Raw genomic sequence first — 13,802 nt, forward strand, 5'->3', positions numbered from 1 at the left:
TTCAGACGAGACGGGAAATTATTATGGGGCAGTGGGGGCGTCGGGGACTAACAGCATGCCGGAAAGACGGCCATAGGCGTTATTCAGCGTCTTTTGACGCGTCGACTGACCGATGAGGTTGCTGAGTTCATCCAGACGCTGCTGCAACAATGTTTTCAGTAACTGTTCGTTATCCAGCGTCTGTTTAATGTACCCGGCCACTAAGTCCTGAATACTTCGCGTAATGCCCGGTGGAGTTTGCTCTTCCATGACCACTTCAATACTTTGCAGATAGGTAACTTCCTGTTCCAGTAAAAGGTCCCATTCACCGCGCTGCGCCAGTTCCAGCAGTGAGTGACTGAGCAGCGCAATGCGCTGCCAACGGTTGATAAACTCCACGGCTGAGGTCATTAACGAGACTCCTGGGAAGATGCTTTCGGTGAGATCTGTTTCCAGGCATCTGCAATGTTGCCGAGTAATTCTTCGACTTCTTCAATGGCCTGACAATCATTACGCAAGTTAGCTTGCAGTAAACGGCGAATCATATAGTCATACAGCGAGGACAGGTTGGTGGCAATTTCACCGCCATTCTCCTGATCCAGGCCTGCTTTCAGACCATTGTCGATAATGTTAATGGCTTTGCTTAAGGCCTCGCCTTTGGCGACGATATCACCCTGTTGCATGAACAGGCGAGCGCGCACGAGGGCGCTGTTCGCGCCATCAAACAACATTTCAATCAGCTGATGCGGATTGGCGCTCATTACGCCACTCTCTATGCTGACCTGTGCATAGGCTTTGGTACCGCTCGCGGTATACATACTTACCTCGTGTTATCAGGAATTACTCATCGCCGTAAATTGCTGGCTCAGATAGTTACTGGTGTTATTCAGTTTGCTCATCATGGTATCAAGTTGGGTAAACTGAGCCGTATAACGTGCAACCGTGTCTTCAATACTGGCACTTACTGATAAATACTGCTTAGTCAGTTTTTTCAGCGTGGCGTTAATATTATCTTGTGCGCTGTCGATAACACCGTCATCGGCCAGATATCCTTTCACTTCAGTAGCAATTTTAGTGGTAATACCGGTTTCTTTACCGTCGCCAACCAATAGCTCACGTACTGAGGCGGTGTTTTCGTCCAGAGCTTTTTTTAGTTTAGTATCATCAATCTTGAGCTTGCCTGTCGTACCGTCTGAAGTAATACCGATTTCATTCAGGGTTTTAAAAACGCCTTCACTATTTGCGTTGGCAAACTGCGCACGGATACCTGTCTGAATCGTACGGACAACGCTATCGCCGACCAGTGCGCCGTTGTTTTTATCTTGTGCCTCTGCTCCAGGATCGACTTCAGTGTATTTGGTCAGAGTATTAAAGGTATCGATGAGTGAGTTATAGGCGTCTACCCAACCTTTAATAGCTTCGGTAGCTTTTTCATCGCTTTTGGTGACCGTTACTCGTGCGTCGGTGACTTCTTTGGTCAGTTCAAGCGTCACCCCCTGTGGCGCATCGGTAATTTTATTGCTCTGACGCTCAATTTTGATACCATTCATTGTTAATTGAGCGTTCTCTGCGCCAACCAATTGCTCCATCTTGCCATTGCCTGTCTTGCTGTCATAGGACAGCAGGTCATTCAGCTTGCTGTCACCGTCAACGGAAATAGACATTTTACTTTCCGTGCCTTCAGCCGCAGTCAGAACTAAGCGATATTCATCGTCTTTTACCTTGACGATACTGGCGGAAATACCGCTATCGGCATCGTTAATCGCCTTACTGATATCGTCGAGAGAGGTTTGATTGCTTTTAAGCTTAATTTCCAGCGGTTCTTTACGACCTGGTTGCTCAATTTTAATAGTGCGTGTTTCCGCGGAGGTATCACCTAAGGCATCTTTGGTTGATTTTATATCTGCGGTGGTACTCAACGATTGCGCTTTCGCCAATTGCGTTACGCTAATGGTGTAAATTCCTGGTGCCGCGCCCGCTTCTGTCGATACTTTTAGGTCTTCTGTACTGCTGGTAACGTTTGTACTTCTAAATAGTTCTGGTTTGTTTAATGCAGTGTTAGCTGTCTGAAATTTTTCCAGCGCACTTTTTAAGGTGCCGTAGGCGGTCAGACGTGCCGTATTAGCGCTTTGCTGTTGAGTAATCGGGTTTAAGCGCTTTTTTTCAGCGGTCGTCAGGTTTGTCAGCAATGTATCCAGCGGTAAGTTTGAGCCAACGCCCAGTGATGTAAATGAAGGCATGCCTAATTCCTTGTGATTGCAAACAGTAGTTAAGCGGGTTATCGGCAATCTGCACGCAAAGTTTAATAATAGTTTTGTAAAAATAATGCGCAGAATAGTGGCATATAAAGAGGGTATTTCACGGGCTAAGAAAAAAGAGGGCGGAAAGTGAAAATTTTCTAAAGTTCGAATTTAAGGTGCCGATACATGGGTTACGGTGAGAAACCGTGGGCAACAGCCCAATAACATCAAGTTGTAATTGATAAGGAAAAGATCATGGCACAAGTCATCAATACAAACAGCCTGTCGCTGTTGACCCAGAATAACCTGAACAAATCTCAGTCTTCCCTGAGCTCCGCTATCGAGCGTCTGTCTTCCGGTCTGCGTATCAACAGCGCGAAAGACGATGCTGCGGGTCAGGCGATTGCTAACCGCTTCACCTCTAACATCAAAGGCCTGACTCAGGCGTCCCGTAATGCTAACGATGGTATTTCTGTTGCGCAGACGACTGAAGGCGCGTTGAATGAAATCAACAACAATCTGCAGCGTGTTCGTGAACTGTCTGTACAGGCAACTAACGGTACTAACTCTGACAGCGATCTGTCTTCGATTCAGGCTGAAATTACTCAACGTCTTGAAGAAATTGATCGTGTTTCCGATCAGACTCAGTTCAACGGAGTGAAAGTGCTGGCTGAGAATAACGAGATGAAAATTCAAGTTGGTGCGAACGATGGAGAAACTATCACCATTAACCTTGCTAAAATTGATGCAAAAACGCTTGGGTTGGATGGTTTCAATATTAACGGTGCAACAAAAGCAACAGCTAGTGATTTAGTTTCTAAATTCAAAGCTACAGGTACTGATAACTATGATGTTGCCGGCGACGCTTATACAGTTAATATTGAAAGTGGTGCTGTTAAGGATGATACTGGTAATGCAATGTATATCAGCGCATTAGACGGCTCACTGACTACTTCTAAGGATACTAAAGTTTCTGGTAAAGGTGTTGATGCTACTAATTTAGCTGCAGCAGCTCAGGGTAAAGCTAAGGGCGATGTTTTCACCCTTAAAGGTGTTGAATATAAAGTAACCAGCGCCGCTACTACTGATGGTAACGGTACATACGAAGCTATGATCAACAGTGAAAAGGTAACCTTTACTATCACTGGTAGTACGGGTACATCTGGTGCAGATGCAAGTTTAGCTACAGATAAGCCTATCTATAAAACAGCGGCTGGAACGCTTACCACTGAAGAAGTAAGTAATAAAGCTGCGACAGTATCTGATCTGGATATTAAAAATGGTAAGAAAACAGGTAGCTCTTTAGTCGTTGACGGACAAGACTACAACGTAAGCAAGGACGGTGTAGTAACAAATGCTGTTGATAATAAAGTTATGTATGTAGGTAAGTCGCAAGGCGGTAGCCCGATCCTCGTCAATGCTGGCGCAGCTAAAACGATGCAATCTACCGAAAAACCGTTAGAAACCATTGATAAAGCATTAGCGAAAGTTGATGCCCTGCGTTCTGACTTGGGTGCTGTGCAGAACCGTTTCGATTCTGCTATCACCAATCTGGGTAACACCGTAAACAACCTGTCTTCTGCTCGTAGCCGTATCGAAGACGCTGACTACGCGACCGAAGTGTCCAACATGTCACGAGCGCAGATTCTGCAACAAGCAGGTACCTCTGTACTGGCACAGGCCAACCAGGTTCCGCAGAACGTACTGTCTCTGCTGCGTTAATTTACGCTTACTGCGCAAACCCCGCTCCGGCGGGGTTTTTTACATTCAGCTTTACCCGTAACCCCTAAATAACCCCCCATTTCACCCACTATTCACCCGATTAAAACCCCTGCAGAAACGGATAATCATGCCGATAACTCATTTAACGCAGGGCTGTTTATCGTGAATTCACTGTATACCCCTGAAGGTGTAATGGATAAACACTCGCTGTGGCAGCGTTATGTACCGTTGGTGCGTCACGAAGCATTGCGCCTTCAGGTGCGTTTGCCGGCGAGCGTAGAACTGGATGACCTGCTACAAGCGGGCGGCATCGGGTTATTGAATGCCGTTGACCGATATGACGCTTTGCAAGGAACGGCATTTACCACTTACGCAGTGCAGCGTATTCGTGGAGCAATGCTGGACGAACTACGTAGCCGGGATTGGGTGCCGCGTAGCGTTCGGCGCAATGCTCGCGAAGTGGCACAGGCGATGGGACAACTGGAGCAGGAATTAGGGCGCAACGCGACGGAAACAGAAGTGGCGGCGCGTCTGGCTATTCCTGTGCAAGAGTATCGTCAGATGTTGCTCGATACCAATAACAGCCAGCTCTTCTCTTATGACGAGTGGCGGGAAGAGCATGGCGATAGTATTGAGCTGGTGACGGAAGAACATCAGCAGGAAAACCCGTTACAACAGCTTCTTGAGGGTAACCTCCGCCAGCGCGTGATGGACGCGATCGAGGCGTTGCCGGAGCGTGAAAAGCTGGTGTTAACGCTGTACTACCAGGAAGAGCTCAATCTGAAAGAGATTGGCGCGGTACTGGAAGTCGGGGAGTCACGGGTCAGCCAGTTGCACAGTCAGGCCATCAAACGTCTACGCACCAAGCTGGGTAAGCTATAGGGGTACATCATTACCCCTGAACAATGCCGCATTACGAATTGACTACCAGGAGTTCTCATGACGGTGCAGCAATCAAAAAGACGGCCTCTAAGCCGCTACCTCAAAGATTTCAAACACAGCCAGACGCATTGCGCCCATTGTTTTAAGTTGCTCGACCGGATCACGCTGGTTCGTCGCGGGAAAATTGTGAATAAAATCGCCATCGCCCGCCTGGACACTTTGTTGGATGAAGCCGAGTGGGAGCAGGAGAAAAAAGAGTGGGTGGCACTGTGTCGTTTTTGCGGTGATTTGCATTGCAAAGAGCAGAGCGACTTTTTCGACATTATCGGTTTTAAACAATTTTTATTTGAGCAGACCGAAATGAGTCACGGCACGGTACGTGAATACGTTGTCCGCCTGCGTCGCCTTGGGAATCACCTGACCGAACAAAATATCTCTCACGATCTGCTGCAGGAAGGGTTCCTCGACGAAAACCTTGCCCCGTGGCTGCCGGAAACCAGCACCAACAATTACCGCATCGCCTTGCGTAAGTATGAGCAGTTTAAAGCCCATACGCATATGGGACATATGCAGAAATCCTCCTGGACAGCCAGTTCTGATATATATTAAAAAAGAATAAGGTGTAACAGAGTGGTGTTTGTGGATCACGACAAGCGCTCTACACTATGCTCATAAATAGCAGTCACTAATGACAATATTCGGGGTAACTATGAAATTAGCACTTCTGGGACGTCAGGCTCTGATGGGTGTAATGGCTGTTGCACTTGTCGCTGGAATGAGCGTAAAAACTTATGCAGATGAAGGTCTGTTAAATAAAGTTAAAGAGCGTGGCACGCTGCTGGTGGGCCTGGAAGGGACCTATCCCCCGTTTAGTTTTCAGGGCGATGACGGCAAGCTGACCGGTTTCGAAGTGGAGTTCGCTGAGGAACTGGCCAAGCACCTTGGGGTGAAAGCTAACCTGAAGCCGACCAAGTGGGATGGTATGCTGGCCTCTCTTGATTCCAAGCGCATTGACGTGGTCATCAACCAGGTGACCATCTCTGACGAACGTAAGAAAAAATACGATTTCTCCACCCCGTATACGGTTTCTGGTATTCAGGCGCTGGTGAAAAAAGGTAATGAAGGTGTTATTAAGACTGCTGCCGATCTGAAAGGTAAAAAAGTCGGCGTTGGCCTGGGCACCAACTATGAAGAGTGGCTGCGCCAGAACGTGCAGGGCGTGGATATTCGTACCTATGATGATGACCCGACTAAATACCAGGATCTGCGTGTAGGCCGTATCGACGCCATTCTGGTTGACCGTCTGGCGGCGCTGGATCTGGTCAAGAAAACCAAGGATACGCTGGCTGTAACCGGTGAAGCATTCTCCCGCCAGGAGTCCGGCGTGGCGCTGCGCAAAGGCAATGAAGATCTGCTGAAAGCGGTTGATGCGGCCATTGCTGAAATGCAAAAAGACGGTACGCTGAAAGCCCTGTCTGAAAAATGGTTTGGAGCGGATGTGACGAAATAATCGTCATCCGCTGAAAAAAGGCGCCTTTAACAGCGCCTTTTTTTATTTCATTGCGCCTGAGCGTGCATAATAAAAAGAACATCACAACAACGAATACCGGAGGCTGTATGCCGCTGCATAACTTAACGCGCTTTCCACGTCTGGAATTTATTGGCGCGCCAACGCCGCTCGAATATCTTCCACGCTTCTCCGACTACCTCGGGCGCGATATTTTCATCAAGCGCGATGACGTCACGCCGATGGCCATGGGCGGCAATAAGCTGCGTAAGCTGGAGTTCCTTGCCGCAGACGCACTGCGTGAAGGCGCTGATACGCTGATAACCGCGGGTGCGATTCAGTCTAACCACGTTCGTCAGACGGCGGCGGTAGCGGCTAAGCTTGGCCTGCACTGCGTGGCGCTGTTGGAAAATCCGATTGGCACCACGGCGGAAAACTATCTCACCAACGGCAACCGTCTGCTGCTGGACCTGTTTAATACGCAAATTGAAATGTGCGATGCACTGACCGACCCGAATGCGCAACTTCAGGAACTGGCGACGCGCATTGAAGCACAGGGCTTCCGCCCGTATGTGATCCCTGTTGGCGGTTCTAACGCGTTGGGCGCATTGGGTTATGTGGAAAGCGCGCTGGAAATTGCCCAGCAGTGTGAAGGGGCCGTTGCGCTTTCTTCCGTAGTAGTGGCGTCGGGCAGTGCGGGAACGCATGCCGGGCTGGCCGTGGGCCTGGAACAACTGATGCCAGACGTCGAGCTTATCGGCGTGACCGTCTCGCGCAGTGTCGCCGATCAAATGCCTAAAGTTGTAACGTTGCAGCAGAATATTGCCCGTGAACTGGAACTGACGGCCTCAGCGGATATTCTGTTATGGGACGATTATTTTGCGCCGGGCTACGGTACGCCAAACGAAGAAGGCATGGAGGCAGTAAAACTGCTGGCGCGCCTGGAAGGCATTTTGTTGGATCCGGTGTATACCGGTAAGGCGATGGCGGGTTTGATTGACGGTATCAGCCAGAAACGCTTCAAAGACGAAGGGCCAATCCTCTTTATTCATACCGGTGGGGCACCTGCACTGTTTGCCTACCATCCTCATGTGTAACAACCAGGTCGAAAAACGCTAATGCATGAAAGTATCCAACTGGTAATTGATTCTCTGCCGTATCTGCTCAAAGGCGCGGTTTTTACGCTGCAACTGAGTATCGGCGGGATGTTTTTTGGCCTCGTGCTGGGGTTTATCCTGGCGCTGATGCGTCTGTCGCCGCTGCTGCCTGTGCGCTGGCTGGCGCGTTTTTATATCTCTATTTTTCGCGGAACACCGCTGATTGCCCAACTGTTCATGATCTATTACGGTCTGCCGCAGTTTGGTATTGAGCTAGATCCCATCCCGGCAGCGATGATTGGCTTGTCGCTGAATACGGCAGCCTACGCTGCGGAAACCCTGCGTGCGGCAATCTCTTCCATCGACAAAGGGCAGTGGGAGGCGGGGGCCAGTATTGGTATGACTCGCTGGCAGACCATGCGCCGGGCAATTCTGCCGCAGGCTGCACGCGTTGCGCTACCGCCGTTGAGCAACAGCTTTATCAGTCTGGTGAAAGATACCTCTTTGGCCGCTACTATCCAGGTTCCGGAACTGTTCCGTCAGGCGCAGCTGATTACCTCGCGTACGCTGGAAGTCTTTACGATGTATCTGGCGGCCTCGTTGATTTACTGGGTGATGGCGACGGTGCTTTCTGCGCTGCAAAACTATTTTGAAGAACAACTGAACCGCCAGGAGAGAGAGCCGAAATGAGTGCTATCGAAGTCAGAAACCTGGTCAAAAAATTTCATGGGCAAACGGTGCTGCATGGGATCGATCTTGACGTCAAACCTGGTGAAGTAGTAGCCATTATCGGGCCGAGCGGATCGGGCAAAACCACGCTGCTGCGTAGCATTAATTTGCTGGAGCAACCGGAGGCGGGCACCATTAAAGTGGGTGAGATTACCATTGATACCGCGCGTTCGTTGACCCAGCAGAAAGGGCTGATTCGCCAGTTACGTCAGCACGTCGGTTTTGTGTTCCAGAACTTTAATTTGTTCCCTCATCGTACGGTGCTGGAAAACATTATTGAAGGGCCGGTGATAGTCAAAGGTGAACCAAAAGCTGAAGCGATAGCTCGTGCGCGTGAGCTGCTGGCGAAAGTCGGACTGGCAGGTAAAGAAACCAGCTATCCGCGGCGTTTATCGGGTGGACAGCAGCAGCGCGTAGCGATTGCCCGAGCGCTGGCGATGCGACCTGAGGTTATTCTTTTTGATGAACCGACCTCCGCGCTTGATCCTGAACTGGTTGGCGAGGTACTTAATACCATCCGCCAACTGGCGCAGGAAAAACGCACCATGGTAATTGTGACGCATGAAATGAGCTTTGCTCGCGATGTTGCCGATAGAGCGATATTTATGGATCAAGGACGGATTGTAGAGCAGGGACCAGCAAAATCCTTATTCACGCATCCGCAGCAGCCGCGTACCCGTCAGTTTCTTGAAAAGTTTTTGATGCAATAAATAGTGCATATAGCGCTCGCCGGGATTGTTTCTGACGAGTGCTCTTCGCATAACTATTTATAATTATTGCTTTATTATTAGCATTTGATTCTGTTACTTCCTTCCGCTGTTGAGTAATACTCAAGTAATTGTTCATTTGTCCGATAATTTGCATATATAAAATACATTTATGTGTTAGCTTGTTTCATATGTTTGGATGATTATCAATCTCAGGGGCATTACCACTTAGTATGCAGGATCATGATTTCTTCACCTGGCGACGGAGCATGCTGTTACGCTTTCAGGAAATGGCGACGGCAGAGGATGTCTATAATGAATTACAGCAACAGACGCAGCACTTAGAGTTTGATTTTTACGCGCTCTGTGTTCGTCATCCGGTACCTTTTACCCGACCTTAAACGTCACTTCATACGACCTATCCCAAAGCATGGGTGGCGCATTATCAGTCCGAAAATTATTTCGCCATTGATCCGGTGCTGAAACCTGAAAACTACAGTCAGGGGCATTTACCCTGGAACGATACATTGTTTCGCGATGCGCAACCTTTGTGGGATGCCGCGCGCAATCACGGTTTACGTAAAGGGATGACGCAATGCTTAATGTTGCCTAATCGCGCGTTGGGGTTTTTATCGGTATCGCGGGCGAGTATCCGTAATAGTCGCTTTGCAAACGATGAAGTGGAGCTCAGGATGCAGCTTCTGGTGCGGGAAAGTCTGTCTGTACTGACGCGGCTGGAAGATGACATGGTTATGGCGCCAGAGATGCGTTTTAGCAAGCGGGAAAAGGAAATATTGAAATGGACGGCAGAGGGGAAGACCTCTTCAGAGATAGCCATCATTCTGTCGATTTCCGAAAATACTGTGAACTTCCACCAGAAGAATATGCAAAAGAAATTCAATGCGCCAAACAAAACGCAGATCGCCTGTTATGCTGCGGCAACCGGGCTTATCTGAGTAAATTATCGTTCTGAGTGTCAGACGCAAAACCGGCTGAGAGCATTGCTATCAGCCGGTTTCTTATTACTGGCGGTAAGCTTGTTTAATTTGCTTAACCGTGTTGGAAAATACCGCAGCCTGTGATTGATCTTCAATCAGCGCGAGCTGTTTTTCCATTTTAAGAATCACGCGGCCTGCATCGGCTTGGCCCATTGCCTGCAGCATCAGCGTTAACATGGCTTTCAGGCAGGTGACTTCATTGGCCAGTTCCTGGTTATTCTCAGCAGTGGAAAAGTCAGGCGTACTCATTTATTTTCCTCGTTATGTTTCAATGAAAAAGTGCGATGTCAAATCTTAAGGCGGCGGAGTATACCATAAGCGAGGCTAAAAATATCTGTGGTTGTTTTTTGCGCGGACTAATGTTGTGGACATTAAAATAAACAACATGTTGCAGTGCATATATTTTCTTCACATGTTGTTTATTTCGAGTATTTTCCTCGTTAATTATTGTTACAACTTTGACTGCCAATTTTGCATTCAGCGGGAGAATATGAATTTTTTGTCACTATTCTGAAACAGCTATGCAGATATAACCGTGGCAGAAGGCTGTCAGGACTGAAAGTTTCCACTCGTCGTACAATCTAATTTCCAAAAACGAGAGCAAAATCGAAAGTCGGGCGTTTTTTACATTTCAAAGTTGAGATAAAACCCGTTAACATAGGACCGATTAACTATCGGTAGCGTTATCCCTATTCTGGAGATATTCCTTTGATCAACGTTTTTCTTGTTGATGACCACGAACTGGTGCGCGCAGGGATACGACGCATTCTGGAAGATATAAAAGGCATAAAAGTTGTCGGCGAAGCGTGCTGCGGTGAAGATGCGGTAAAATGGTGCCGCTCAAATTCCGTTGACGTTGTGCTGATGGATATGAATATGCCCGGTATTGGCGGTCTGGAAGCAACCCGCAAAATTGCGCGTTCCACGGCAGACATTAAAGTGATCATGCTGACGGTACACACTGAAAACCCATTACCTGCAAAAGTTATGCAGGCAGGGGCCGCAGGGTATCTCAGCAAAGGCGCCGCCCCCCAGGAAGTAGTGAGTGCGATTCGTTCGGTTTTTTCCGGGCAGCGTTATATTGCCTCCGATATCGCTCAGCAAATGGCGCTCAGCCAGATTGAGCCTGAGAAAACGGAAACCCCGTTTGCCAGTTTGTCTGAACGCGAGTTGCAGATTATGCTGATGATCACCAAAGGTCAGAAGGTCAATGAGATCTCAGAGCAACTGAATCTTAGTCCTAAAACGGTGAACAGCTATCGCTATCGAATGTTCAGTAAATTAAACATTCATGGCGATGTAGAGCTGACTCACCTGGCAATTCGCCATGGCCTGTGTAATGCGGAGACATTAACAAGCCAGTGACCGATCAGTTTGATGCCAAAGCGTTCCTGAAAACCGTGACCAGTCAGCCCGGCGTCTATCGTATGTATGATACCGCCGGGACGGTTATCTATGTCGGGAAAGCGAAAGACCTGAAAAAAAGGCTTTCCAGCTACTTCCGTAGTAATCTTGCGTCGCGCAAGACCGAAGCGCTGGTCGCGCAAATCCAGCAGATTGATGTCACGGTAACGCACACCGAAACCGAAGCGTTATTGCTTGAGCACAACTACATCAAGCTGTATCAGCCGCGCTATAACGTATTGCTGCGCGATGATAAATCCTACCCTTTTATATTCCTTAGCGGCGATACCCACCCGCGTCTGGCGATGCATCGTGGGGCAAAGCATGCCAAAGGCGAGTACTTTGGACCGTTCCCGAACGGTTATGCGGTGCGTGAAACGCTGGCGCTGTTGCAGAAAATATTCCCTATCCGCCAGTGCGAAAACAGCGTTTATCGCAACCGCTCTCGACCTTGTCTGCAATATCAGATTGGCCGCTGTCTCGGTCCGTGTGTTGCGGGTCTGGTGAGTGAGGAAGAGTATGCTCAGCAGGTCGAGTATGTTCGTCTGTTCCTGTCCGGAAAAGACGATCAGGTATTAACGCAGCTGATCGCCCGTATGGAAAAGGCCAGCCAAAATCTCGAATTTGAAGAGGCTGCGCGCATTCGTGACCAAATTCAGGCCGTACGCCGCGTGACAGAAAAACAGTTTGTCTCTAATACCGGAGACGATCTGGACGTCATCGGCGTGGCGTTTGACGCCGGTATGGCCTGTGTGCACGTTCTGTTTATTCGCCAGGGTAAAGTGCTGGGGAGTCGCAGCTATTTCCCGAAAGTACCCGGTGGCACGGAACTCGGTGAGGTCGTCGAAACCTTTGTCGGGCAGTTTTATCTGCAGGGGAGCCAGATGCGTACCTTACCCGGGGAGATCCTGCTCGATTTTAATCTTAGCGATAAAACCCTGCTGGCAGACTCTCTGTCTGAACTGGCCGGCAGGAAGATTAACGTGCAGACGAAACCGCGAGGGGACCGCGCGCGTTATCTGAAGCTGGCGCGAACCAACGCGGCAGTGGCACTCACCACGAAACTTTCTCAGCAGTCGACGATTACGCAACGTTTGACGGCGCTGGCCTCCGTATTGAAGTTACCTGCGGTGAAGCGTATGGAGTGCTTCGACATCAGCCATACGATGGGCGAGCAGACGGTAGCCTCCTGCGTGGTCTTTGATGCCAATGGCCCGCTGCGTGCAGAATATCGTCGCTACAACATTACCGGTATTACGCCGGGTGATGATTATGCGGCGATGAATCAGGTCTTACGTCGGCGTTACGGAAAGGCGATTGAAGAAAGTAAGATTCCGGACGTCATATTGATCGACGGCGGGAAAGGTCAGTTAGGGCAGGCGAAAGCCGTTTTTGCTGAGCTGGACGTTCCCTGGGACAAACAGCACCCACTCTTGCTGGGGGTGGCAAAAGGGGCCGATCGTAAAGCCGGTCTGGAAACGCTGTTCTTTGAGCCGGAAGGTGAGGGCTTTAGCCTGCCGCCGGATTCGCCTGCATTGCACGTTATCCAGCATATCCGCGATGAATCTCACGATCATGCGATTAGCGGACATCGTAAAAAACGAGCGAAGGTGAAAAGTACCAGCACGCTTGAGACCATCGAAGGTGTCGGGCCAAAGCGTCGCCAGATGTTGTTGAAATATATGGGAGGTTTGCAAGGTCTTCGTAACGCAAGTATCGAAGAAATTGCAAAAGTGCCGGGTATTTCGCAAGCTCTGGCAGAAAAGATCTTCTACTCGTTGAAACATTAGGCCCTCTGTAGCAACATAGGGGTAATTTCACTGACAACAGATAGTTATCCGTCATATGCAATTTAATATCCCTACGTTGCTCACGCTGTTTCGCGTCATCCTGATCCCATTCTTTGTATTGGCTTTTTACCTGCCATTCACCTGGGCTCCCTTTGTTTGTGCGCTGATCTTCTGTATCGCAGCGGTCACTGACTGGTTTGACGGTTTTCTGGCACGCCGCTGGAACCAAAGCACGCGTTTTGGCGCCTTCCTCGATCCGGTCGCTGATAAGGTGCTGGTGGCTATCGCGATGGTCCTGGTGACCGAGCATTACCACAGCTGGTGGGTGACGCTCCCTGCCGCAACAATGATTGCGCGTGAAATTATCATCTCTGCACTACGTGAATGGATGGCCGAACTGGGTAAACGCAGCAGCGTAGCCGTATCCTGGATCGGTAAAGTGAAAACCACATCGCAAATGGCTGCACTGGCCTGGCTGCTGTGGCGTCCAAATATCTGGGTAGAGTATGCTGGGATCGCACTTTTCTTCGTCGCTGCGATACTGACTTTGTGGTCAATGTTCCAGTATTTGAGCGCTGCACGTGGAGATTTGCTTGATCAGTGATCGTTTCGACGCAAATTTCAGCAAACGATCGTAAGTGGTGAAAAATATCGTTGACTCATTGCGTCAGGTAAGTAGAATGCAACGCATCGAACGGCAGCACTGATTGCCAGACGATAACAAAATCAAGTGATTAACAAAGTTAC

General features: G+C 49.2%; 14 protein-coding genes and 1 pseudogene. 11 read left to right on the forward strand and 4 right to left on the reverse strand.

The genetic code is table 11. The features are described 5' to 3' along the window. Positions 1 to 21 precede the first annotated feature (21 nt). The 3 genes from fliT to fliD are packed head-to-tail and all read right to left on the reverse strand — an operon-like array spanning position 22 to position 2,219. Positions 22 to 390, reverse strand: a complete 369-nt coding sequence (fliT, locus tag FDX11_RS00155) for a flagella biosynthesis regulatory protein FliT (protein WP_123267426.1) — start codon at positions 388 to 390, stop codon at positions 22 to 24. Beyond that, a complete protein-coding gene (gene fliS, locus FDX11_RS00160; RefSeq protein ID WP_137397250.1) occupies positions 390 to 797 on the reverse strand; it encodes a flagellar export chaperone FliS in 408 nt (135 codons plus the stop codon). Before fliS ends, fliT begins: the two co-directional genes overlap by 1 nt. 15 nt (positions 798 to 812) lie before the next feature. After that, entirely contained in the window at positions 813 to 2,219 is a 1,407-nt protein-coding gene (gene fliD, locus FDX11_RS00165; RefSeq protein ID WP_137397251.1) for a flagellar filament capping protein FliD, read from the reverse strand. 255 nt (positions 2,220 to 2,474) lie between these two features. Here fliD and FDX11_RS25660 point away from each other — a divergent pair, with 255 nt between their 5' ends. The 8 genes and pseudogenes from FDX11_RS25660 (at position 2,475) to sdiA (ending at position 9,819) form a co-directional block, all read left to right on the forward strand. Continuing rightward, a complete protein-coding gene (locus tag FDX11_RS25660; RefSeq protein ID WP_137397252.1) occupies positions 2,475 to 3,941 on the forward strand; it encodes a flagellin in 1,467 nt (488 codons plus the stop codon). A 162-nt stretch (positions 3,942 to 4,103) separates the two neighbouring features. Continuing rightward, a complete protein-coding gene (locus FDX11_RS00175; RefSeq protein WP_137397253.1) occupies positions 4,104 to 4,823 on the forward strand; it encodes an RNA polymerase sigma factor FliA in 720 nt (239 codons plus the stop codon). A 57-nt stretch (positions 4,824 to 4,880) separates the two neighbouring features. Beyond that, positions 4,881 to 5,432, forward strand: coding sequence for a flagella biosynthesis regulatory protein FliZ (gene fliZ / locus FDX11_RS00180; RefSeq protein WP_137397254.1), 552 nt, complete (start codon positions 4,881 to 4,883; stop codon positions 5,430 to 5,432). 100 nt (positions 5,433 to 5,532) lie between these two features. Next, positions 5,533 to 6,333 (forward strand): cystine ABC transporter substrate-binding protein, encoded by an 801-nt coding sequence (tcyJ, locus tag FDX11_RS00185; RefSeq protein ID WP_003030469.1) that lies wholly within the window; start codon positions 5,533 to 5,535, stop codon positions 6,331 to 6,333. Positions 6,334 to 6,440: 107 nt separating this feature from the next. Continuing rightward, on the forward strand, positions 6,441 to 7,427 hold the full coding sequence (dcyD, locus tag FDX11_RS00190) for a D-cysteine desulfhydrase (RefSeq protein WP_137397255.1): 987 nt from the start codon (positions 6,441 to 6,443) through the stop codon (positions 7,425 to 7,427). A gap of 21 nt (positions 7,428 to 7,448) precedes the next feature. Further along, positions 7,449 to 8,117, forward strand: a complete 669-nt coding sequence (gene tcyL, locus FDX11_RS00195) for a cystine ABC transporter permease (protein ID WP_003030474.1) — start codon at positions 7,449 to 7,451, stop codon at positions 8,115 to 8,117. Beyond that, positions 8,114 to 8,866, forward strand: coding sequence for an L-cystine ABC transporter ATP-binding protein TcyN (tcyN, locus tag FDX11_RS00200; protein WP_137397256.1), 753 nt, complete (start codon positions 8,114 to 8,116; stop codon positions 8,864 to 8,866). The genes tcyL and tcyN overlap by 4 nt, the downstream gene beginning before the upstream one ends. Positions 8,867 to 9,096: 230 nt before the next feature. Next, a pseudogene (sdiA, locus tag FDX11_RS00205) lies at positions 9,097 to 9,819 on the forward strand (transcriptional regulator SdiA). Positions 9,820 to 9,885: 66 nt separating this feature from the next. Here sdiA and FDX11_RS00210 read toward each other — a convergent pair. Continuing rightward, on the reverse strand, positions 9,886 to 10,110 hold the full coding sequence (locus FDX11_RS00210) for a DUF2594 family protein (RefSeq protein WP_003030482.1): 225 nt from the start codon (positions 10,108 to 10,110) through the stop codon (positions 9,886 to 9,888). 459 nt (positions 10,111 to 10,569) lie between these two features. Here FDX11_RS00210 and uvrY point away from each other — a divergent pair, with 459 nt between their 5' ends. The 3 genes from uvrY to pgsA are packed head-to-tail and all read left to right on the forward strand — an operon-like array spanning position 10,570 to position 13,659. Continuing rightward, on the forward strand, positions 10,570 to 11,226 hold the full coding sequence (gene uvrY / locus FDX11_RS00215) for a UvrY/SirA/GacA family response regulator transcription factor (protein ID WP_003834023.1): 657 nt from the start codon (positions 10,570 to 10,572) through the stop codon (positions 11,224 to 11,226). Next, positions 11,223 to 13,055, forward strand: a complete 1,833-nt coding sequence (gene uvrC / locus FDX11_RS00220; RefSeq protein WP_003834021.1) for an excinuclease ABC subunit UvrC — start codon at positions 11,223 to 11,225, stop codon at positions 13,053 to 13,055. The genes uvrY and uvrC overlap by 4 nt, the downstream gene beginning before the upstream one ends. Before the next feature lie 55 nt (positions 13,056 to 13,110). After that, the gene (pgsA, locus tag FDX11_RS00225) at positions 13,111 to 13,659 is read left to right on the forward strand and encodes a CDP-diacylglycerol--glycerol-3-phosphate 3-phosphatidyltransferase (RefSeq protein ID WP_003030490.1); all 549 of its coding nucleotides are present in this window, start codon (positions 13,111 to 13,113) and stop codon (positions 13,657 to 13,659) included. Positions 13,660 to 13,802: the final 143 nt, after the last annotated feature.

The organism is Citrobacter sp. wls714, from assembly GCF_005281025.1.
GTDB classification, from domain to species: domain Bacteria; phylum Pseudomonadota; class Gammaproteobacteria; order Enterobacterales; family Enterobacteriaceae; genus Citrobacter; species Citrobacter werkmanii.